The following is a 22,085-nucleotide window of genomic DNA, read 5'->3' as shown; positions in this document are numbered from 1 at the left end:
CCACTGACTTAAAAAAAAAATGACAATGTATTTGACACTCTTTCTTACTTTCCTGAAAATTGGTGTGGGGACGATAGGCGGTGGCTATGCAATGCTACCCTTGATACAACGGGAGGTAGTAGACCGCGGCTGGCTGTCGAAAGAAGATTTCATCGACCTTTTCTCCGTTGCCCAGTCGTTACCGGGTATCTTCGCTGTAAACATCTCCATCTTTGTCGGTTACAAGTTGAAAAAAAGTATGGGAAGTGTAGTTTGCGCACTTGGGACAATCCTGCCGTCTTTCCTGATTATCCTGCTGATCGCCACGTTTTTCACCCGCGTGCAGGATAATGAATGGATTGAAAAGATATTCAAAGGCTTACGTCCCGCCGTCGTGGCGCTGATCGCCGTGCCTTGTATCACTACGGCACGTTCCATCAAACTGAGTTATCTCACGATGCTTATTCCCGTTGCAGCCGCGTTGCTGATCTGGATAGGAGGCGTTTCGCCAGTATGGATCATCCTGGTTGCCATTGCAGGCGGGTTGGTATATGGTTTAAAGATAAAGAAAAATTGATATGATCTGGTTACAGTTACTTTACGTTTACCTGAAGATCGGGATCTTCGGTTTCGGTGGCGGATATGCCATGCTCTCACTGATACAGGCAGATGTAGTGGACCGCTACAAATGGATATCCTTGCAAGAGTTTACGGACATTGTCGCAATCTCTCAGATGACACCCGGTCCGATCGGGATCAACAGTGCGACTTATATCGGCTATACGGCCATACATAATGCCGGATATTCTCCTTTTATGGCAGTCCTAGGTTCCTGTCTGACCACATTTGCCGTATGTTTGCCGTCGTTCATACTGGTACTGGTCATCTCCTACTTTTTTGCCAAGTTCAAGAACAACAAATATGTCGTTGCCGCCTTTACGGGCTTACGTCCGGCCACAGTCGGACTGATCGCCGCCGCCGCACTCATGTTGATGAACAAAGAGAACTTCATCGACTACAAAAGTTTCCTGATCTTCGGTGCCGCCTTCATCCTTACCTGGAAGTTCAAGGTCCATCCGATACTGATGATTGCATTGGCCGGGGTTGCGGGGTTGATATTGTATTGGTAATTATGAGAAGTCCAATTGCATGGCCGTATGCTTTAATTTATCGGAGATATCGAGCAATGCAGACTTTAGAATATTAATTTCTTCCGGCTTCAAACTAACCCTGCGCCCACGAACCTTGTTTTCGTGCAATCTCTGTGAGAGCCATCCACGCGACTTACCAAAATAAGTTTTAGATATCTCTGACAGGGAAATGAAAGGTGAAACATTTTGGACTTGTTTAAGAATAAAAAGTTCCTGCAATTCCTCTACTGTATTTTCACCTGCTTTAATTGCATCTTCAACACGTCGCTTATGGATATCTGCAGGTTCTTGCGCAAACTGTTCTTGCTTTTCAGCCATAAATTTATCCCGGTCTGCTTCATTTAATTTCTCATATGTCAGGAAATCTTCCTGCATCTCTTTGGTGGGAAATATTTTTTTGATCAAATCTTCATTCATATTATTATGATATTTACTCCGTAAAGGAGTGTCGTTTCACTTCTTTAAATTTCTCAGCCGGATTATTTCTTCCAGCAACATATCCAGTTTTATTTGTTGTTCTCTCTCCGAAAGTCCAAGGGACTTATAATACCTCAAGAGATAAGGTATCAACTCTTCATTTAGATACCGGATCTGTTCGTCAATTTCTTCATTTATCATTGTATAATTTTTTATAGTTAATGTTTTGTTCTTTCAGACACTGCAAAGCTACATATACAATTGTATATACGCAAGTACTTTAGAACTTTTCTTCAGTGATCCTCCACTGTTTCCCTATTTCATACGAAAGCCCCGACAGGAAATTCTGCCGGGGCTTTGTTTTTGTCTGTTTTCACTCTTCACAGAGGTAGAACAGAAGAACTTTATTTCATTACTTTAGTATTAATATGACCACTTGTTCGCCTGTCGCAGGTTAATTAATTCCTTACGGAATCGCGCAGTCAACTCTAATTTATTGATTATAAATAATTTCTTATTTTACGATAGCTTTAACTGTTGTCTCTCCTTCAACAGCTACTACAACTATACCTGCAGGAGCTTTGATAACAGCGTCATCAGAAGTGATAACAGTATTAGCAATTGTCTGACCCAGCAGATTGTTGATAGCTACTCTCTTGCCTGCTGCACCAACAATTGTGATCTGACCTTCGCCAGCAACAACCTTCACAGCAGAAGCATTGATTTCATCGTTAGCTGTAACAGTACCTTCCTTGCCAACTTCGATTTCGATTTCACCTACATTGTCTCCAACGAACTGAGAAGTAGGAATGAACTCTTGTGCTAACAAAGTTTTACCATCAGCAAACAGACAAGGATGATAAGCTGTAACTGTTACATCATACAAGCTATTCGGCTTCATGTTCTTAACATTTACAGTTAAGTATTTGCCATCCTTCGTATAGTTAGCTTCGTTACCAGCATGAATTTTTACAGATTCCGCACCATCAACCAAGTTGAACTCTACGTTTTCAGGACCTTCCCACCAATAAGAAGCAATACCGTTGCCATCAACTAAAGAAGTATTGATAGTTTCCCAGTCAGTGATGTTGAATTCACCCTGGTTTTCAGGCATACCGTTATAAGCCTTACGTGCTAAGTGAGCACCAGCTTCACCGAATGTGAAGACGTCGATCTGATTTTCACCTTCCATCAGATATACATTATAACGATACTGATCGCTAATTGCGATGTTTACAAGGTTACCTGCGTTTTCATCTGTACCCTTCTTATCGCGGAATTCACTGATGATCACAGCACTGTTTGTCCAACCGCCTTGCAGATCGAATGTATTGATAGTTGTATTCTTGAAGTGACCATAATATACTTCTTCGTCACCAGCTTTATCTGTACGAACTACTTTCAGATAATAGTTAACAATCATTTTAGGATTGATTACTTTACCTGTACCGTTGAACAACTCTACAGACAAAATATCACTATTCTGGTTAGAACCTTTGCTCTTAGCCAATACTTCAGACATGAAGACATTCTTAGATGTATTCTTCGGAGCCAAGTGACCTACCTGTACTACATAATAGTCAGCACCCGGAATACCTTTCCATTTCAAGACAGCTGTTGCACCGTCGATATCACCGTGTACCATCGGTTGCAATACAGGAAGTTCATCTCCAACAGTCGGTTCTCCAGCAATTGCCAAATCATTCGTTAAGCAGTTAGCCTCTACGATCACTACATTTTCTTTTGCACAAGCAGTAGCAGCAGTCGGAGCATACTTAACAGTAGCTGTAGCAGTGAAAGAACCGTTCACATCAACTTTCACATTTGCCGGAGCTGTCAAAGTAAATGGATTATCATAATTTACTGTACCCAAAGAAACCTTAATAGCTTCTGTTGCAGTCAGCGGGTTGAATTCTTTACCTTCGATAACAACATTCACATTAGCTTCTTCATCTACATTAGCAGTGATGTCTCCAGCAGGAGTGATTGTAATTTCCGGTTTGTAAATGAAACCATATACTCCACCTTCATTTACATAATGCATATAATTAAACTGTTCTAACGGATTCAATTCACCGTCTGTCCAAGTCATTACATTTTCGTTAGACTTAACAGTGAACAAATCTTCAGCTCTATGCATAGCTCCGTTTTTAGTTGCTTGATTGAATGTTACAACCACTAAACCTAACACTTCACCATATTGGTTCGGAGTCAGTTTATCAACAGCTGCACCACCATTCAACATATCCTTGATTACATAAGTAAATGCATTCGGATATGCGTTTACATTCGCTTTACGAGTTACATTAACTACTTGTTCCAAGTTGTAACCAGCTACGTAGAATGAGTCTACTGCCAATGGGTTTACATAATCACATTCATCCTGATATACCTTACCAAAATACTTCTGGAATTCAGGATATACTAAGTTCGGTAAATTTGTTCCAAATGAAGGACGATAAGAATTGTGCATTTCTTCGATGAGGCTCAAGTTATTGATATTACTCCACAGATTAGCACGAGTATCACCATATAAACCAGCAACTACACCAACACCACATAACGGGCAATTGCTTTCAGACTCAACACCTACAGCCCAAACTTGCAATTCATATGTATCAGGATTCCATTCTTTTACATTTGCTTTTTCAGGATCCAAGAAGCCATCCTTATTCGGAACGAACTGTACGTAAATAGGAAGACCTTCTTCACGGAACTGCTTCATCTTAGCATCGTCCAATGTATTGATGCTGATTTCCAATGTATCCGTATTGTTATTTACCCAAGCACCATCTTCGCTCAATTTGAAACGGAATTCCTGGTTATCTGTATCATTCTGGTTTGCATTTGCAATATTCTGTAAAGTTACACGAATTTTAGCGATACCGTCATTTCCTGTAGGTTTCAATTCGCTACCATGCAACACCAATTTCTTAACACGTGAAGCATAACGAGAGTTATCCAATGCATCTTTCTTATTATAAGGAGCAAAGAATACATTGTCGGCAGTATAACGACCTACTGTACCGTCAAAGTTTTCGCCTTCATAAGTCAACCACAATGCGCCAACTCTAGCAGCAGCCAATGTCCAGCCGAATTTTCCATAAGCATCAAAACCTAATGGTTTGTAGTCTGCATTCACTGCGATTTTCCATGCTTCTTCACGAGTGATGTCGTTAGTCCATTCTCTCAACGCTAAAGTCAATTTAGAACCTTCTTCTATTACACCACATGAAGAATATTTAATACCGTCAGTTATTTTCACTTTACCATATGAAGTCCACTGATCAGAAGTCATCTTTTCATATGCCAAGAAATCCATCGGATATACTTTCTGATCAGGAATATTCTTACCCACAACTTCTACTTCTTGTGTCTGGCAATTTTCATTGAAAAAGATATGATCTTTAGCAAAAGCTAATTCAGGAACAGAGTTTGCAGAAATTAATCCTGTTTCAGCAGACAAACGGATAGGATTCAATACATCTGTTTCTGGTAACTTAGCAGCATATTTTCCAGAGAAAGTAGCGATTGATTTCGGTTGGAAATCATATGTTACTTCATCTTCCAACTTAACGCCATCTGATTCTTTTTCAAATTCAGCACGAACAACATCGTTGTTATTTGTTACGTTTGTCCATACAAAAGCATCTTCAGCAGTTGTTTGAGCAGGCAACTTAACATTTTCTGCGCTCAACGCCAAAGTACCAGATGTACAGCTCTTTAATCCTAAACCAGCTTCAAAAGATGTTACATCAGCAGTCAAAGCCAAAGTCGGTTCATCGAAATTCATAGCAAAACCGCTAACAACCAATGCCGGAGCAAAATGGCTCTTAGAACCAGTTTCTTCTACATCCTTAATTGCAACAAAATCAGACCACAAGGTCACCTGGATCAACTTATTATCCAAAGAACCTTCAATAAACATTCTTGCATCAGTAATCGGATCAGTTACAACATCGAACAAATTGATTACTTTATCTTCTACATCAGCAGCTCCTGTTTTAAAGATTGCACCGTCAGATTTAAATTCAGCATTAGCAGAAGCAGAACCATTTTTCAATATTTCACTTCTCTTTACTGGATTACCTTCCAAATCAAATACAGCAATTTTAATATGCCAATCAGCAGAAGAAGTTGCAGCCAAACCGAAGTTCTCAGCACTTAACTTAACTTTCAGTTCACGTACATTTGTCATGTATTTAGTAGACAAATCGAACATCAACTCACCACTCTGACTGTCACCCAAGAAGATACCTAAAGAATCAGTACCACTTTGCCATACTGTAGTAGTAGTATAATTATTTGTCGGCTTTTCGGTAATATTGGGATAATATACATTAGCTGTAGTAGCAGTTCCATTAAAAGCACGGAAATAAACACCATTACCCCAAACTTTCTTTCCATCTACAGTTTTTAAAGCCTTACCAGGGAAACCCGGCAGAACGTCATTACCTTCAGCTTCATACAAAATAGGTTTTTGAGCAGCAGTCAAACCTAGATATTTGGTGTTATCCCATGTAGGAGCACCATCTACCTGTCCAAATACCGATGCTGAGCCCAAAACCAACATAGCGCTAAGAGTTAGCACTTTTGTTTTAGTAAAGTTTCGCATACGAAAAAATTTAAAATTAATACTTTATTTATATGTCTCAAATTTGATTGATTCTATAAGAATGACTAGAGAAAACGTTCCTTTTTTCTCGCCATTGTTTTTCGCTTCTTTTATCTTTGTGTTCAAAAGAGCGATTTTCGTACTCACTTTGCTATTCTGTTGATAAGAAAGGATATAGGAAAGAAAAAAATATTTTGAAAATGATTGGAGGATTAAAAGAATGTGGTAACTTTGCTGGCGAGAAAAAAGGAACGTTTTTTTTAGTCATTCAATTTTCCACATATACTTTATATTTCAAAGCATACATAAATCTCACCTTTCAGGAATATCCTATCCGGTGCCTACCCATCAGAAATGGCTGCCTACCCGTCAGAACCCCGATGCCTACTCGTTTTCAGACCAGTTACTACCCGTTGGGAGAAAAGGGGGTTTTGGGAAAGTGATTGTTAACTACAGTTAATTGCGTCAAAAGCCTCAAAAATTCCCTAAGGTATTATCGGTACGGTAATCTCCCGGCCTTTGGTCGTTTTATGAAAATAACCGGCTCCTAATGAAATGATTAACCCGTTTTTCTCAGCCGAAGTCAATAAGCGGTCGACCGAAGATTTGCTAAGAAGGAGGACATGTCCCGCGTCACGAATCTCCGCACGCTTGAATTTTAGCGGCATCTCGGCAAAGATTTTCTGCGAAGTGAATGGCATTTTATAACGCAACTCCTTTTTATTCCTCTTCAGGGAAGTGCTCACCACATAGGTGTGTTGTAAACAGATCGTACCGATATGAAAAGCCACTTCGAAATCATCGTCACGGATCACCCAATCTTTTTCCTCACTCAGTGCCTCCCCTTTGCGAATCGCCGTGAGCACCATACCAATACGAAAGATAGCCAGCCGGTAACGCAACACGGCGGAAGCCACATCTTCATGCCCGAACACACGTACGTTATTATATTCTTGTTTGAAATAACGGTTCAGCCGTTTACGCTGCGTATCACTGAAATGAACCCAGGTAGGATGCTTGTCCAGATGCACGCCGATATCCAGTACCCGCTCCGCCAGGCTATCGAAATAATGGGCTGCCGCCGGAGTGTCATCTTCCGATGTAAGCGGACGGTATTCACCGTGCCCGGCAATCTTATAGACCATCAAACGGCTGAACAAACCGCTTTCCGCCGAAGGAACCAGACGACGGAACATCTCCGGCGTACCCGTCAGCAACATGCTCAGCAACGGATAAGAAGCCAGCAGGGAACCGTTCGTCTTGGTGGAATTGCCGATCCGTTCGTGATGGGCCGCCTGGTTCAGCAGATAACCATAGTTGCCATACTCCTGAAACAGTGTATTGGTCACCGCCTCCATCTCGGTTTCAAACAGGCAGGAAGCATAATGGCTGTTCGTTTCCAGTTGCTCGATCATACGCGCCAGCGAGGTATAACCGGAGATATTCAGGTTCATCTGTTTTATCGGTTCCGGATTTTCGGGAGCCAGTCCGGCCGGTTTCTTTCCTCCCGAACGCAACAGTAACTTCTGATACAATTCATACTCTTCCTTTTTCTTCAAATATTCCTTCACCTCGCAACGTGAATTGTCGTACACATAGCGTTGCCACGAAGCGATCAGCTTAAAAAGGGATGCGACACAGCCCTTCCCGCTTCCGGATTCGCCGATCACTACTCCGTAAAAAGGAGCCTGATACTCTTTCCGCGCAAAGGAACCCTGCACATGGGGCGTTACGCTGCTCAACATGGCCAGCGACGACAACAAAAGGACGCTTCGCTCGGTATCATCGCGGGCATACGTCAGAATGTCCCGGATAAGGGACGGTAACGACTGGAAAAACTCTTCCCGGAAAGGAGGAAGAAGGGTTCCATCCGGTTCTATATCAATGCCTCCATCATCAAATCCGTCCGTTTCTTCGCAATCGGGACGATCAGGTAAACTTTTGGGGCTTTTGAGTTTTTGATGCGGTTTCCGGTGCTCGGGAGGGCAATAAGGGTTGCTTCCGTGGGACGAACGATAACGGGTATAGATATCCGAAACGATACCGGCAACCTCTTTTTCCGTAAAACCCGGTTCCACGTAGCGGCTCAGGCATTCTCTTTTCACTTCGGACTCTTCGAATCCGGCAGCGTTCAAGGCCCCCGAAAGTTTCATGACAAACGTATGGCGATTGCCGGAAGAGAAAGAATTGTCGGTCTCAAACTTATCCATATAATTGCCCAGTGCTCCGTCGGAAGACGGGATGGCTGAAGCCGGAACATGTTTCTGCGGTACCGGAGGAGCTTCCACCCTGACAGGAACGACTTCGGACTTTTCCTTGTAAAAAGCAGTAGGGTCATAGCTGACAAAGCATCCCCTGTTAGGATCTTTCCCGCAGTAATCGATCACGATGCCGGACAGGTCGTTTTCCAACTTGCGGCAGACGGTTTCGAAAGCCGGCAAATGAAGATCAAGGTCGCTGTCCACCAATACGAAAAGTTTATCGCCTTTGCCCGAAGCACTGATATGCCCGGCTTTGACATAAGGCAACCCCTCTGCCCGGCGGAGAATATCTTCTGCCGAAGTCGGAACGCCGTCGATATCGACAATGATGCAATGGCTGTAGCGCACCAGGTGTTCGCGTTTTCGTCCCCCTTTCATGATTCCTCCGGCAACAAGCAACGGAAGTTTCTTTTTACGCTTATCCCCTTCTTCCGTATGCCCGGCAAGATATTCGGCACGGAGGCGGGTGATAGCGGAGGCATACTTTTTACTTCTGATCTGGTCGATGTACTGGTCTAAAGTTGTTATTTGCAGATCGTTGACGTTGAATGCAGAAGCAAAGAAAGTACATTCAACGGTTTGGTTTAATTCCATGTTCATAATACTAAGTGTTTAGGGCGGACAGGATGCCGCGATGATTATTGGCAACAGATCGTAAAAGGTCTGTGCATTAAGGCTCTCCCAGATGGTCGATCAATACCGCCACTTGCTTGGGTGTGTAAAGTTTCTGGAATTTCACCCATCCGGCAGCTTCCAGTTTCTCTTTCAGCCCGCGCGAAGTGCGTATCCATTCCCACATACGTTGATAGGCAACCATCGGTGTACGACCTGGAAAATACAATTGAGCGAATTCGGTCACTCCATACGCTCTTTTGTAATTTGTTTTTTCGCAATACATTTCTTTCATAAGTCTTAAATTTTAAGCGTTGTTCAATGGTATAAATATAGTGAATAATACAATAAGACGCAAGAAAAAAGAGATATTTATCACCCCCGATTAAACCTTTTTTTATTCCGTTTGTCTATATCTCGATTGAGTTGTGTATATTTACATGCCTATTGATAAGTTTTAAAGTAGATACCATTGAAAATATGACGAAGAGAGTGAAGTGGGGCGTTACCGCCGCAATCTTCCTGATGATTGCAGGAATGATTGTTTATCCACAGGTTAAGAACCAGTTGACAGCATCAGGCAAAGATTCCGTTGTAGCTCCCGCACCGGGAACAGGCGCACGGAAACAAGTGCTGAACATTAACGCCGAAGTGTTGAAATTCCAATCACTGACCGACAAAGTAATCAGTACTGGCAGTATCATTCCCGACGAAGAAGTAGACTTATCCTTCGAATCGTCCGGAAAAGTGGTGAACATCTATTTCAGCGAAGGAACGCATGTGAAAGCCGGCGACCTGCTGGCCAAGATCAACGATAAACCCTTACAGGCACAGCTCAGGAAGCTGGAAGCCCAGATCCCGTTGGCAAAAGACAGGGTATACCGCCAGCGCACCTTGCTGGAAAAAGATGCGGTCAGCCAAGAGGCCTACGAACAGGTAACGACTGAGTATGAAAAGCTGATGGCCGACATCGACCTGGTAAAAGCCAATATCCTGCAAACCGAACTGCGCGCTCCCTTCGACGGGATCATCGGTCTGCGCTCGGTCAGCGAAGGGGCCTATGTCTCTCCGACGACCGTCATTACCAAGCTGACTAAAATATCTCCGTTAAAGATTGAATTTTCCATTCCCGAAAGATATGCAAACGATGTGAAGAACGGAACGATGATCGTCTTCCGCCTGGAAGATTCGAACGGTATCATGCGCGATTACAACGCGAAAGTATATGCCGTCGAAAGTAAAATGGACATGACGACCCGTACCCTGAAGGTGCGCGCCACGTATCCCAATACGAACGAAAGCATTTTCCCCGGCCGTTACACTTCCGTAGAGATCACCAAGCGTGAGATCAAGGATGCGTTGGCTATCCCGAGCGAAGCGCTGATTCCGGAAATGGGCAAGAACGTTGTTTACCTGTATAAAGACGGAGTAGCCGAACCCGCAGAAATAGAGATCGGCCTGCGTACGGAAAGCCAGGTACAGGTACTTAAAGGCATACAGCCGGGCGACACCCTGATCACTTCGGGCGTGATGCAGCTACGCACCGGCATGCAAGTAACAATTGATAATCTGTATTAAATTCCCCTATGGCAAATATATCGGAAACCAGTATAAACAGGCCGGTACTTTCGACGGTAATGATGCTTGTCATCCTGCTGTTCGGTATGATCGGCTACAAGTTCCTGGGGGTTCGCGAGTTCCCCAGTGTAGACCAGCCCATTATCTCGGTCAACGTATCCTATCCGGGAGCGAATGCCGAGGTTATCATGAACCAGATCACGGAGCCGTTGGAGCAAAATATCAACGGTATACCGGGTATCCGTTCGTTGAGCAGTGTCAGTAGCCAGGGTAGCAGCCGTATTACCGTCGAATTTGAACTGTCGGTGGATATGGAAACGGCTGCCAACGACGTGCGCGACAAGGTGTCGCGTGCACAACGCTATCTGCCGCGCGACTGCGACCCTCCTACCGTATCGAAGGCCGACGCCGATGCTACCCCTATCATGCAGATCGGCGTACAGAGTAACAGGCGTTCGCTGATGGAACTGAGTGAAATCGCCGAACTGACGGTGAAAGAACGTTTGCAGACAATCTCCAATGTGAGTGGTGTGGATATCTGGGGACAAAAACGTTACTCCATGCGCCTGTGGCTCGACCCGATCAAGATGGCGGGTTACGGGGTCACTCCTTTGGACGTGAAAAACGCGGTAGATGCGGAAAACGTGGAGTTGCCCTCCGGTAGTATCGAAGGAAATACGATCGACCTGTCTATCCGTACACTGGGACTGATGCATACGGCAAAAGAGTTTGACGACTTGATTGTCAAGGAAGACGGAAACAATATCGTCCGCTTTAAAGATGTCGGGCGGGCGGAATTGGCACCGGAAGACTTACGCAGTATCCTGCGTAAGAACGGCGAACCGATGGTTATCTGCGTAATCGTTCCCCAGCCGGGAGCGAATCATATCGAGATAGCCGACGAGGCCTACAACCGTATCGAACAGTTAAAGAAAGACCTTCCCGAAGATGTGTCGATAGAAATGATCTACGACAATACCCGTTTTATCCGCGCCTCCATCTACGAGGTGGAAGAGACGATTTATGTGGCGCTGGCGCTGGTTGTGTTGATCATCTTCCTGTTCCTGCGCGACTGGCGTGTTACGCTGGTGCCCTGCGTGGTGATCCCGGTATCCTTGGTCGGTGCCTTCTTCGTGATGTATATCTCCGGTTTCTCCATCAACGTATTGACCATGTTGGCAGTCGTGCTCTCAGTCGGTCTGGTGGTAGACGACGCGATCGTGGTGGCCGAGAATATATATGTCCGTATCGAACAAGGGATGAATCCGAAAGAGGCGGGTATCGAAGGTTCGAAGGAAATCTTTTTTGCGGTAATCTCAACGACCGTTACGCTGGTATCCGTATTCCTTCCGATCGTATTTATGGAGGGGATGACCGGCCGGTTGTTCAAGGAGTTCAGTATTGTGATCGCCGGTTCCGTGACGATCTCTTCGTTTGTCGCCCTGACCTTCACGCCGATGCTTGCCACCAAATTACTGCGCAAGCGGGAAAAGAAAAACTGGCTGTATGTAAAGACCGAACCTTTCTTTGAAGGGTTGAATACTATTTATTCCCGGTCGCTCAATTATTTCCTGAGCCATAAATGGTGGGCTATCCCGATCGTGGTTGTCATGTTCGGTTCGATCGGATATTTCTGGAAAACGATCCGTTCCGAATTGTCACCGCTGGAAGACCGCTCTTCCATCTCCATCAATATGCGTGCCCAGGAGGGGGCCACCTTCGAGTTCATCCGCGATTATTCCGACCGGATAGCCGAACTGGCCGATTCCATTGCACCCGAACGCAAATTCCTGACGAACCGTGCTTCCAGCAGCAATGCCAATATCAGTGTAATTCTGCCGGACATCAAAGAACGCGAACGCTCACAGATGGAAATAGCCGAAAAACTATCGGCTGCCGTGAGAAAAGAGACTCAGGCACGTGCATTCGTTCAACAGCAGTCCACCTTCGGAGGACGCCGCGGAGGTATGCCGGTACAGTATGTACTACAAGCTCCCAGCCTGGAAAAACTGGCGGAACACTTGCCGACCTTCATGCAAAAGGTCAACGAAAGCCCTATATTCCAGATGGCGGACGTGAACCTGAAATTCACCAAGCCGGAAACGCGCATCGAGATCGATCGCGACAAGGCTTCTTCGCTGGGCGTCAGCACCCGCAACATCGCCCAGACATTGCAGTATGCACTGAGCGGGCAGCGCATGGGGTATTTCTATATGAACGGTAAACAATACCAGATATTAGGCGAAATCAACCGCCAGCAGCGTAACACGCCGCTCGACCTGAAGTCGATTTACGTACGCAGCGACAACGGTTCGATGATCCAGCTGGACAATATGGTGTCATTGCTTGAAGACGTGGCACCGCCCCAGCTATACCGTTATAACCGTTTCGTTTCGGCGACGGTATCCAGCGGTCTGAACAAAGGCTATACCATCGGCGACGGCCTAGACGAAATGGACCGTATTGCGGCTGAGACGCTCGACGGCAGTTTCCGTACCGCCCTTTCCGGCGAATCGAAGGAATTCCGTGAGAGTTCTTCCAGTCTGATGTTCGCCATGATCCTGGCGTTGCTGATGATCTATCTGGTGCTCGCCGCCCAGTTCGAGAGTTTCAAAGACCCGCTGGTGGTAATGTTCACCGTGCCGTTGGCTATTGCGGGTGCTTTGATGTTTATGAGTTATTCGGGTATCACGATGAATATATTCAGTCAGATCGGTATAATCATGCTGATCGGTCTGGTGGCGAAGAACGGTATCCTGATCGTGGAGTTTGCCAACCAGCGCCAGGAGGCGGGATTGAGTATGGCCGAAGCGATCCGTTCGGCATCCACACAACGTCTGCGTCCGATCCTGATGACCAGTGTGTCTACGATCCTCGGATTGGTTCCACTGGTATATGCCAGTGGCGAAGGGGCACAGGGACGTATTGCGATGGGTGTTGCCGTTGTCGGCGGTATGTTGGTTTCGACCTTCCTGACCTTGTTCATCGTCCCCGCCATGTATAGTTTTATATCAACAGACAGAGCAAAAAAGATATGAGAAGAATCCTAATAACGATACTGGCTGTTTCTACGGCTTTAGGTGCAAAAGCGCAGGAGGTGTACAGCCTGAAACAATGTATCGAAACCGGATTGGAACGGAACTATTCCATCCGCATCATACGTAACGAGCAACTGATCAGTGATAATAATGCCACACAAGGTAACGCCGGTTATCTGCCTACAATAGATTTAAGCGGCGGATTCAGTGGTACGGTCAACAATAACCGTAACAAACTATCTGACGGTACGACCGAAAAAGAAAACGGAGTGAACAGTGAAACGGAGAATATCGGATTGAACGTAAACTGGACGGTATTCGACGGTTTCGGCATCCAGACCGAATACGCCCGCCTGAAAGAACTGAAAAAAATGGGTGAACTGGATACCCGCCTGACGATAGAAGATTTTGTCGCTACGCTTTCCGGCGAATATTATAATATGATCCGCCAGCATATCCGTTTACGTAACTTGCGTTCATCCCTCGACCTTTCCCGCGAGCGTGTCCGTATTGCGGAAGAACGCTATCATATCGGTTCCGGTTCGCGAATGGACCTGCAACAGGCGCAGGTGGACTTCAACGCCGACAGTTCAAACGTGCTGAACCAGTTGGAGGTCGTACATACTTCCCGCATCCGCTTGAACGAGCTGATGGCATTGGATAATATCGACGAACAGATCGCTTTAAAAGATTCGGTGATACGCCCGAACATATTCCTGGACGAAATAGATCTCTGGCAAAGCACGCTGGCTTCGAACGCCTCCCTGCTGATCGCCCAGAAGAATCAGACACTCTCCGAGCTGGATTACAAGAAAGTAAAAAGCCGCGATTACCCGTATGTGAAGCTGAATGCCGGCTATGGCTACACAGCCAACTGGTACGAAGTGGGAGCAACCGACCTGCAACAGCGCCTAGGATTAAATTACGGACTGACTGTCGGATTAAACCTGTTCGACGGACTGAACCGCCGCCGCGAACGGCGCAACGCCCGCATCCAGATAGAAAACAGCCAGCTGAAAAAGCAGGAACTGGAACTGGGCCTCCGTGCCGACATGAGTAATCTGTGGATGGCTTACCGGAACAACCTCGACCTGTGGAGCCTGGAAAAGGAAAACGTAATTGTCGCCCTCGAAAACCATCGCATCGCAATAGACCGTTACAAACTGGGTGAGTTATCCGGCATCGAATTGCGTGAAGCCCAGATCAGCCTGCTGGAAGCCGAAGAACGGCAATCCATCGCCGAATATTCGACCAAACTCTGCGAAATCTCCCTCCTCCAACTGAGCGGCCAGATATTAACGTATGTGGCACCGGAGCCGGAGAAAGCTAGTTTTTAAAAACACCACAATATGATAAAAATACTTCTGTTAACCGATTTTTCCAGTGGCTACAGCCGGTCGCTTCTGGAAAATGTCGTTAGATATGCAAGGGAAGTCGGTCCATGGGCCTTTTACCGAATGCCCTTGTATTTCCGGGAACTTTATGGCGACGAAGGAGTTGTGGAATGGGCGAAAAAATGGGGAGCGGACGCAATCATCGCCCAGTTCTCGGATATAGACCTATCTGTTTTAAACCAGTTAAATATACCGATCATCGTTCAAAATTACAAAGAACGAAGCTCCGGTATTTCCAATCTGACGGGTGACTATTTCGGGACAGGTGTCATCGCTGCTAATTTTTTCCTGCATAAAGGCTATAAATCATTTGCTTACTATGGTCTGACAGATACAGTGTGGGGACGTGAACGTGGCGAAGGCTTCAAAAAGATCGTCAGCAACAAGGGGTATGAGGTTTATGAATTTAATAACCGGAAACGGGTACCCAGTGAAAAATGGTGTTTTGATGTCGAACAAGTAAGCAGATGGTTACTAAGCCTACCTAAGCCGATAGCCCTTTTTGCCTGTGACGACTATTATGCCTTACAAATCACCGAAGTCTGCAAGATGTATGATATCAGCATTCCCGAAGAAATCGCAGTGTTGGGTGTAGACAATGATAAATTATTATGTAATATCTCCGATCCTCAACTATCGTCCATTGAACTGGATATAGAAAATGGCGGTTATGAAGCAGGAAAACTACTTCATCAGTTTATAGAAAAGAAGATCATTGCACCAGTCGATATTATAATAAAACCTGTACGGATCGTCCCCCGTGCCTCTACGGAACGTTTTGCCGTATCCGACAGACATATAGAACAACTACTGCAATACATCGACAATAATTATCAGAATCCTTTATCAGTCGATGAACTGACTCAAATAGTACCTTTCTCAAGACGAGTGTTGGAAAAGAAATTTAAACGAGAAACCGGAACGTCCGTATACCAATACCTTCTGGATCTCCGCATAGAGAAATTCGCCGACCTGCTGATCACTACCGACCTGCCGCTGATCGAGGCTGCAACCCGGTCAGGCTTCACTGACTACAAAAATATTTCCCGTATCTTTACCAAAGCAAAAGAAATGACTCCTCTCCAATATCGGAAACGATTCACCCCTAAAAACAAATAAAACAAAGTCGACCCTTTATGAAGAGGTGTTCGTTTTTTAAGGTTTTTATTTCGCAATCGGTACCATGTGAGCTTATTTTTTATGCTTACTTTGTGTTGTTTGAACATTAAAACAGCACTATTATGAATGCAATATCATCATCAAACAGTAGAAAAGAGGTTAAGACAATCATCACTAACGGGAAATTGATCCTTTCGAGCGGAATCCTCGATAATGGTTATATCATTATCGAAAACGGTAAAATAACCGATATAGGGCAAGGTCAACCTCCATATAACGAGGCTAGTGAAGTCATCGATGCCAAACAACAGTATGTTTCCCCCGGTTTTATCGATCTGCACACCCACGGAGCCGGAGGCGCTGACTTTATGGACGGAACAGTAGAAGCTTATCTGACTGTGGCTAACACACATGCACGTTACGGTACAACCGCTTTATTACCCACTACACTGACTTGCCCCGATGAAGAACTTTTTCATACATTTGAAGTCTTCCGTAAAGCAAAGAAACAGAATAAAACCGGAGCAAAGTTCCTGGGTCTCCATCTGGAAGGACCTTATTTTTCTTATAACCAGCGGGGAGCACAAGATCCGGCAAACCTAAAAACTCCAACACCGGAACATTATACCAAGATATTGAATGCCACAGACGACATTGTACGCTGGAGCATAGCTCCGGAACTGGACGGTGCTATGGAATTAGGTCAATTACTCTGTGAAAAACAAATAATTCCTTCCATCGGGCATACAGACGCAATCTGTGAGGAAGTGATGGAAGCTCATAAATCCGGGTATTCCCTGATGACCCATCTTTATTCAGGAATGCAAACCGTTACTCGTCGTAACGCCCTCCGCTATGCAGGAGCCGTAGAAGCCGCATTCCTGATAGACGACATGGATGTCGAGATCATTGCAGACGGTATCCACCTTCCTAAAAGCCTGCTTCAACTCATTTACAAATTCAAAGGAACCGACAGGATCGCCCTGATAACTGATTCCATGCGCGGAGCAGGAATGCCAGAAGGTCAATACAAGCTGGGAAGCCTGAAAGAAGGACAAACCGTAATAGTAGAAGACGGCGTTGCCAAACTGCTTGACAGAAGTGCTTTTGCGGGTAGTGTAGCAACAGCCGACCGCCTTATCCGGACGATGGTGCAGCTTGCCGGAATCCCCTTAACGGATGCTGTAAAAATGATGACAGCCACACCCGCCCGTATCCTGCATATGGATGACAGAATGGGTTCCCTTGAGACAGGAAAAGAGGCAGATATCCTGTTGTTCGACGATCAGATAAAGATAACACGCACTCTCATAAACGGAAATACAGTTTATCAAATTTGACGTATTTTGAGGATTCTGTTTCGACAAGTGGGTAAAAATGAATAATTCATCTCCCTAAATTTGTCATATTGAGATTTACTAAAATTAAGTAATATGATAACAAGACGCAATTTCATAAAAAGAGCAGTAGCCGGAACAGCTATGCTATCATTCGGTGGCGTGTTACCGGAATTCAGTGCGAAAAGCTATGCGAACATAGTAGGAGCGAACGACCGGATTCAGATAGGATGTATAGGAGTGAATTCCCGTGGAGCCGCTTTGGCAAGGAATTTTGCCAAACAGGAGAACTGCATCATAAAACACATTTGCGATGTCGACTCCAGAGCTTTAAACAAATGTATTGCAGAAGTTTCCAAAATCAGCAATACGACTCCGAAAGGATATAAGGATTTACGTCTGTTGCTTGAAAAGAAAGATCTGGATGCAGTAGTGATAGCCACTCCCGATCACTGGCATGCTCCGGCAGCCTTACTGGCGATGAAGGCAGACAAGCACGTTTATCTTGAAAAACCATGTAGCCATTCACCGGAAGAAGGCGAAATACTGGTTCGTGCAGCACAAAAATACAATAAGGTAGTCCAGATGGGAAACCAGCGCCGTTCATGGCCTAATGTTGTGGAAGCTATCAATGAGATTAAAGCAGGAACCATAGGAAATGTCTTTTTCGGAAAATCATGGTACACTAACAACCGGGCACCCATCGGAACCGGGGAAAAAGCCCCCGTCCCTGACTGGCTTGACTGGGAGCTATGGCAAGGACCTGCTCCACGTACCGCTTACAGAGATAATATCATCCATTATAACTGGCACTGGTTTTGGCAATGGGGGACCGGAGAAGCCCTGAATAACGGCACACACATGATCGATCTGTTACGGTGGGGCATGGAACTCGATTATCCGACTAACGTACAATCGACCGGAGGACGTTACTATTACCAGGATGACTGGGAAGCACCCGATACACAGGTTATCAACCTGGACTTTGGCGGAAAGAAATCAATGATATGGGAGGGGCATTCCTGTAATTCTTTCAAAATAGAGGGGAACTCAGTCGGTGCACTTTTCTACGGGGAAAAAGCCAATCTATTGATAGGAGGCGGAAACCATTATAAAATCATGGATCATAAAAACCAGGTTCTCCGCGAAGTAGAAAGTAAAATACAGACTGACCCGCGTAACCGAATGGATCCGGCACAGCAACTGGATGCCATCCATATCCAGAACTTTTTTAATGCGATCAAAAAAGGAGAGCAACTTAATGCCGGGATAGAATCCGGACATATAAGCACGCTTCTCGTACAACTGGGAAACATCGCCCAACGTTCAGGAGAAAGACTGGAAACCGATCCTGAAAACGGGCATATCAAAAACAAGCTGATAGCAGATAAATACTGGTCGAGAAACTATCAGGAAGGCTGGGAAATGAAATTATAAATACAGTTTATATGTCAGAGAACAATCACACAACAGAAAAACAAAATGTCATAATCGGAATCGCCATCATCGGTGTCGTATTCTTTATTATCGGCTTTGTATCATGGGTCAATTCTATATTGATTCCTTATTTCAGGATAGCTTGTGAATTAACGAACTACCAATCGTATTTTGTTACGTTCGCCTTCTATATAGCCTATCTGGTCATGTCGGTCCCAGTGGCCTATTTACTGAAAAAAACCGGTTATAAAAAAGGAATGATGTACGGATTCTTCTGCCTGGCAGCAGGCGCATTGCTTTTTATTCCGGCAGCATTGAACAGGACTTACTGGATTTTTCTAATCGGTCTGTTTACTATGGGAACCGGATTGTCGGTCCTTCAGGCGGCAGCCAATCCTTATATCACTATTATAGGTCCCATTGAAACAGCTGCCCGTCGTATCAGCATAATGGGGGTATGTAACAAATTCGCCGGTATAGTCTCTCCTATCATATTTGCAGCAGTCGTACTAGGCAAAAGCCAGGATATCCTGGAATCCGTAGAATCAGGACTGTTGAGCGGGATAGCCAAGGAGGCAGCCCTCAATGAACTGATACGTGGAGTCATACTTCCCTACAGCATACTCAGTCTCTTACTCCTGTTTATCGGTCTATTCATCTATAAATCGAAACTACCCGATATCAACCCGGAAGAAGAGAATGAAGAGGTGGCGACCGCCAACTGCAATAAGACCTCTGTTTTCCAGTTTCCTTATCTGATACTTGGAGTATTGGCATTATTCCTACATGTCGGAACACAAGTCGTAGCCATAGATACGATCATCAGCTATGCAGGTTCCATGGGAGTCGGCCTGCTGGATGCCAAGTTCTTCCCATCCTACACACTCGGAGCAACTATATTGGGTTACCTGTTGGGAATAGTATTGATCCCCAGATATATTTCACAAAAAAATGCATTGATAGTCTGCACTGTATTGGGATTGATCCTCTCTTTCGGAGTCATTTTCGCTCATACGAACATTTCCTTGTTAGGTCATAATGCCGGTCTATCCATTTGGTTCCTGGCTTCCCTGGGACTCCCCAACTCACTGATTTATGCAGGTATATGGCCTCATGCTATACGTAATCTGGGACGTTTCACCAAAATAGGTTCATCCATGTTGGTCATGGCCCTCTGCGGGAATGCGATCCTCCCGCTCGTCTATGGCAAACTGGCAGATATAACATCCCTGCAAACCGGCTACTGGGTATTAATACCTTGCTATATATATCTGATCTGGTACGCCGTCTTCGGATACCGCATTATGAACTGGTCATTAAAGAAATAAATAAAAACAAAAGTAAAATGATACACTTTAAAAACAACAAGCTTACTGTACAGGTATTCACTGACAGGCAATCTATGGGAACGAACGCTGCATCGGATGTCGCACAAACGATCCGTGAGTTATTACGAAACAAAGACGAAATCAATATGATCTTTGCAGCCGCTCCTTCCCAAAATGATTTCCTGGCAGAACTTATTGCCGACAGCACGATCGAATGGAACCGGATCAATGCCTTTCATATGGATGAATATATCGGCTTAGAGCCGGATGCCCCGCAAGGATTCGGAAATTTCCTGGGAGAACATATATTCAGAAAAGTTGACTTCAAACAGGTCTACTACATACAAATGACAAAAGACCATTTCGAACAGGAATGCGAGCGCTATACCCGGTTACTTTCCGAAAGAACAATCGATATTATCTGCATGGGAATAGGCGAGAACGGACATATCGCTTTCAACGATCCCCATGTAGCCGATTTCAACGACAAAGCCTGGATGAAAGTGGTCGACCTTGCTCCTCAATGCAGGCTACAACAAGTGCACGACGGCTGTTTTCCATCACTTAACGAAGTTCCTCATCAGGCATTCACGCTCACCATCCCTGTCCTGATGTCGGCTACATATACTTTTTGCATAGTCCCGGCTACAACAAAGGCACAGGCTATCTACAACACACTGTACGCTCCGGTAAGTGAAAAATATCCATCTACGATTCTACGCAATAAAGAAAATGCCCGGCTATATCTGGATATGGACAGCGCATCTCTTTTACCTGAGAAATACAGGATAATAAATAATAACTCCTAAAAGATAATCCTATGAAACGAAATGTATTATTACTACTTGTTTTCCAATTGCTCACAGCTTTCGGACTCCAGGCACAGGAGACTATCAGGCTGGGCATTATCGGGTTAGACACCTCCCACTCCGAGGCTTTTATTAAGTTGATCAACGGAGAGAACCAGGCACCCGATTACGTCGGTTTTAAGATAGTAGCCGCTTATCCCTACGGATCGCAAACGATCGAATCCAGCTACAACCGCATACCTAAATATACGGAGACAGCTAAAAGTCATGGAATACAAATAACCTCATCCATAGCAGAACTACTAAAACAGGTAGACTGTGTCTTACTGGAAACAAACGACGGGACCTTACATCCCGAACAGGCAACAGAAGTCATAAAAAGCGGTAAATCGTTGTTCATAGACAAGCCTGTAGCCGCCCGTCTTTCCGATGTTCTGGCAATCTACAAACTGGCGGAAGAAAAACAAGTGCCCATATTCTCCTCTTCGGCACTACGTTTCTCTCCACGAAATTCAGAACTGAGAAACGGAAACGGCCCGGAAGGAAAGGTTGTCGGAGCAGACTGCTATTCACCCTGTACAAACGAACCTTCACATGCGGGATTCTTTTGGTACGGGATCCATGGAGTAGAAATATTATACACCCTGATGGGAGCAGGATGCCAATCCGTCACATGTACTTCCAATGAAGGTTCCGATGTCGCTGTAGGTGTTTGGGAAGATGGTCGCATAGGGACTTTTCGAGGACTAAGGAACAGTTCTCATTCCTATGGCGGTACGGTCATTTGTGAAAAGAAAGTTGTTCCTGCCGGAGGATACGAAGGGTATGAAGGACTATTAAAATCGATCCTCACATTCTTCCGGACAGGCAAAGCCCCCGTCAGCCCGTCAGAAACGATAGAGATATACACATTCATGGAAACAGCCAATGAAAGTATACGGCAAGGCGGCAAACCGGTAAATACAAAAGATATTTATAATAAAGCATTATCCCTGGTGAAAAATTAGGAA

At 45.0% G+C, this 22,085-nt stretch carries 16 protein-coding genes; 11 read left to right on the top strand and 5 right to left on the bottom strand.

Annotation, left to right across the window (positions count from 1 at the left end; all coding sequences use genetic code 11):
• The first annotated feature begins 25 nt into the window (after positions 1-25).
• The gene (locus HMPREF1535_RS09755; RefSeq protein ID WP_009860139.1) at positions 26-556 is read left to right on the top strand and encodes a chromate transporter; all 531 of its coding nucleotides are present in this window, start codon (positions 26-28) and stop codon (positions 554-556) included.
• Position 557: 1 nt separating this feature from the next.
• A complete protein-coding gene (locus HMPREF1535_RS09750; RefSeq protein ID WP_009860140.1) occupies positions 558-1,109 on the top strand; it encodes a chromate transporter in 552 nt (183 codons plus the stop codon).
• Here the strand turns inward: HMPREF1535_RS09750 and HMPREF1535_RS09745 are convergent, their stop codons facing one another.
• The 5 genes from HMPREF1535_RS09745 to HMPREF1535_RS09725 all read right to left on the bottom strand — a co-directional run bounded on the left by HMPREF1535_RS09745 (position 1,110) and on the right by HMPREF1535_RS09725 (position 9,330).
• The gene (locus HMPREF1535_RS09745) at positions 1,110-1,547 is read right to left on the bottom strand and encodes a DUF5053 domain-containing protein (protein ID WP_009860141.1); all 438 of its coding nucleotides are present in this window, start codon (positions 1,545-1,547) and stop codon (positions 1,110-1,112) included.
• 36 nt (positions 1,548-1,583) lie between these two features.
• Positions 1,584-1,748 carry a hypothetical protein gene (locus HMPREF1535_RS25780; RefSeq protein ID WP_154670870.1) on the bottom strand — a complete coding sequence of 55 codons (165 nt, stop codon included), beginning with the start codon at positions 1,746-1,748 and terminating at the stop codon, positions 1,584-1,586.
• A gap of 313 nt (positions 1,749-2,061) precedes the next feature.
• Positions 2,062-6,162, bottom strand: a complete 4,101-nt coding sequence (locus tag HMPREF1535_RS09740; RefSeq protein ID WP_046146003.1) for a DUF6383 domain-containing protein — start codon at positions 6,160-6,162, stop codon at positions 2,062-2,064.
• Positions 6,163-6,647: 485 nt separating this feature from the next.
• On the bottom strand, positions 6,648-9,023 hold the full coding sequence (locus HMPREF1535_RS09730) for a DUF3987 domain-containing protein (RefSeq protein ID WP_052716678.1): 2,376 nt from the start codon (positions 9,021-9,023) through the stop codon (positions 6,648-6,650).
• A 70-nt stretch (positions 9,024-9,093) separates the two neighbouring features.
• Positions 9,094-9,330: a DUF4248 domain-containing protein gene (locus HMPREF1535_RS09725; RefSeq protein ID WP_046146001.1), complete on the bottom strand. Its 237-nt coding sequence runs from the start codon at positions 9,328-9,330 to the stop codon at positions 9,094-9,096.
• Between the two features lie 185 nt (positions 9,331-9,515).
• On the opposite strand from HMPREF1535_RS09725, the gene HMPREF1535_RS09720 reads away from it, so the two are divergent.
• From HMPREF1535_RS09720 to HMPREF1535_RS09680, 9 genes are all read left to right on the top strand, one after another.
• Positions 9,516-10,613 carry an efflux RND transporter periplasmic adaptor subunit gene (locus HMPREF1535_RS09720; RefSeq protein WP_009860146.1) on the top strand — a complete coding sequence of 366 codons (1,098 nt, stop codon included), beginning with the start codon at positions 9,516-9,518 and terminating at the stop codon, positions 10,611-10,613.
• Positions 10,614-10,621: 8 nt separating this feature from the next.
• Positions 10,622-13,651, top strand: coding sequence for an efflux RND transporter permease subunit (locus tag HMPREF1535_RS09715; protein ID WP_010800975.1), 3,030 nt, complete (start codon positions 10,622-10,624; stop codon positions 13,649-13,651).
• Positions 13,648-14,988 carry a TolC family protein gene (locus HMPREF1535_RS09710; protein ID WP_046146000.1) on the top strand — a complete coding sequence of 447 codons (1,341 nt, stop codon included), beginning with the start codon at positions 13,648-13,650 and terminating at the stop codon, positions 14,986-14,988. The genes HMPREF1535_RS09715 and HMPREF1535_RS09710 overlap by 4 nt, the downstream gene beginning before the upstream one ends.
• A 12-nt stretch (positions 14,989-15,000) precedes the next feature.
• Positions 15,001-16,164, top strand: a complete 1,164-nt coding sequence (locus HMPREF1535_RS09705) for an AraC family transcriptional regulator (RefSeq protein WP_046145999.1) — start codon at positions 15,001-15,003, stop codon at positions 16,162-16,164.
• A 122-nt stretch (positions 16,165-16,286) separates the two neighbouring features.
• A complete protein-coding gene (nagA, locus tag HMPREF1535_RS09700) occupies positions 16,287-17,504 on the top strand; it encodes an N-acetylglucosamine-6-phosphate deacetylase (protein ID WP_046145998.1) in 1,218 nt (405 codons plus the stop codon).
• A 93-nt stretch (positions 17,505-17,597) separates the two neighbouring features.
• Positions 17,598-18,938, top strand: a complete 1,341-nt coding sequence (locus HMPREF1535_RS09695; protein ID WP_046145997.1) for a Gfo/Idh/MocA family protein — start codon at positions 17,598-17,600, stop codon at positions 18,936-18,938.
• 11 nt (positions 18,939-18,949) lie between these two features.
• Complete coding sequence (locus tag HMPREF1535_RS09690) at positions 18,950-20,266, top strand: sugar MFS transporter (RefSeq protein ID WP_046145996.1); 1,317 nt, start codon at positions 18,950-18,952, stop codon at positions 20,264-20,266.
• A gap of 17 nt (positions 20,267-20,283) precedes the next feature.
• Complete coding sequence (locus HMPREF1535_RS09685; RefSeq protein WP_046145995.1) at positions 20,284-21,075, top strand: 6-phosphogluconolactonase; 792 nt, start codon at positions 20,284-20,286, stop codon at positions 21,073-21,075.
• An 11-nt stretch (positions 21,076-21,086) separates the two neighbouring features.
• Positions 21,087-22,082 (top strand): Gfo/Idh/MocA family protein, encoded by a 996-nt coding sequence (locus tag HMPREF1535_RS09680; protein ID WP_046145994.1) that lies wholly within the window; start codon positions 21,087-21,089, stop codon positions 22,080-22,082.
• The last annotated feature ends 3 nt before the right edge of the window (positions 22,083-22,085 follow it).

It is taken from the genome of Parabacteroides goldsteinii DSM 19448 = WAL 12034 (assembly GCF_000969835.1).
Taxonomy (GTDB): Bacteria; Bacteroidota; Bacteroidia; order Bacteroidales; family Tannerellaceae; genus Parabacteroides; species Parabacteroides goldsteinii.
The sequence above is the reverse complement of the archived record's forward strand: the minus strand, read 5'-3'. Positions and strand labels throughout refer to the sequence as shown.

Excerpts from the sequence above, each read along its gene's own strand:
- HMPREF1535_RS25780 (WP_154670870.1), bottom strand. The coding sequence starts at position 1,748 with ATGATAAATGAAGAAATTGACGAACAGATCCGGTATCTAAATGAAGAG.
- nagA (WP_046145998.1), top strand. The coding sequence starts at position 16,287 with ATGAATGCAATATCATCATCAAACAGTAGAAAAGAGGTTAAGACAATC.
- HMPREF1535_RS09680 (WP_046145994.1), top strand. The coding sequence starts at position 21,087 with ATGAAACGAAATGTATTATTACTACTTGTTTTCCAATTGCTCACAGCT.
- HMPREF1535_RS09695 (WP_046145997.1), top strand. The coding sequence starts at position 17,598 with ATGATAACAAGACGCAATTTCATAAAAAGAGCAGTAGCCGGAACAGCT.
- HMPREF1535_RS09750 (WP_009860140.1), top strand. The coding sequence starts at position 558 with ATGATCTGGTTACAGTTACTTTACGTTTACCTGAAGATCGGGATCTTC.
- HMPREF1535_RS09690 (WP_046145996.1), top strand. The coding sequence starts at position 18,950 with ATGTCAGAGAACAATCACACAACAGAAAAACAAAATGTCATAATCGGA.
- HMPREF1535_RS09745 (WP_009860141.1), bottom strand. The coding sequence starts at position 1,547 with ATGAATGAAGATTTGATCAAAAAAATATTTCCCACCAAAGAGATGCAG.
- HMPREF1535_RS09740 (WP_046146003.1), bottom strand. The coding sequence starts at position 6,162 with ATGCGAAACTTTACTAAAACAAAAGTGCTAACTCTTAGCGCTATGTTG.
- HMPREF1535_RS09755 (WP_009860139.1), top strand. The coding sequence starts at position 26 with ATGTATTTGACACTCTTTCTTACTTTCCTGAAAATTGGTGTGGGGACG.
- HMPREF1535_RS09715 (WP_010800975.1), top strand. The coding sequence starts at position 10,622 with ATGGCAAATATATCGGAAACCAGTATAAACAGGCCGGTACTTTCGACG.
- HMPREF1535_RS09730 (WP_052716678.1), bottom strand. The coding sequence starts at position 9,023 with ATGAACATGGAATTAAACCAAACCGTTGAATGTACTTTCTTTGCTTCT.
- HMPREF1535_RS09710 (WP_046146000.1), top strand. The coding sequence starts at position 13,648 with ATGAGAAGAATCCTAATAACGATACTGGCTGTTTCTACGGCTTTAGGT.
- HMPREF1535_RS09720 (WP_009860146.1), top strand. The coding sequence starts at position 9,516 with ATGACGAAGAGAGTGAAGTGGGGCGTTACCGCCGCAATCTTCCTGATG.
- HMPREF1535_RS09685 (WP_046145995.1), top strand. The coding sequence starts at position 20,284 with ATGATACACTTTAAAAACAACAAGCTTACTGTACAGGTATTCACTGAC.
- HMPREF1535_RS09705 (WP_046145999.1), top strand. The coding sequence starts at position 15,001 with ATGATAAAAATACTTCTGTTAACCGATTTTTCCAGTGGCTACAGCCGG.
- HMPREF1535_RS09725 (WP_046146001.1), bottom strand. The coding sequence starts at position 9,330 with ATGAAAGAAATGTATTGCGAAAAAACAAATTACAAAAGAGCGTATGGA.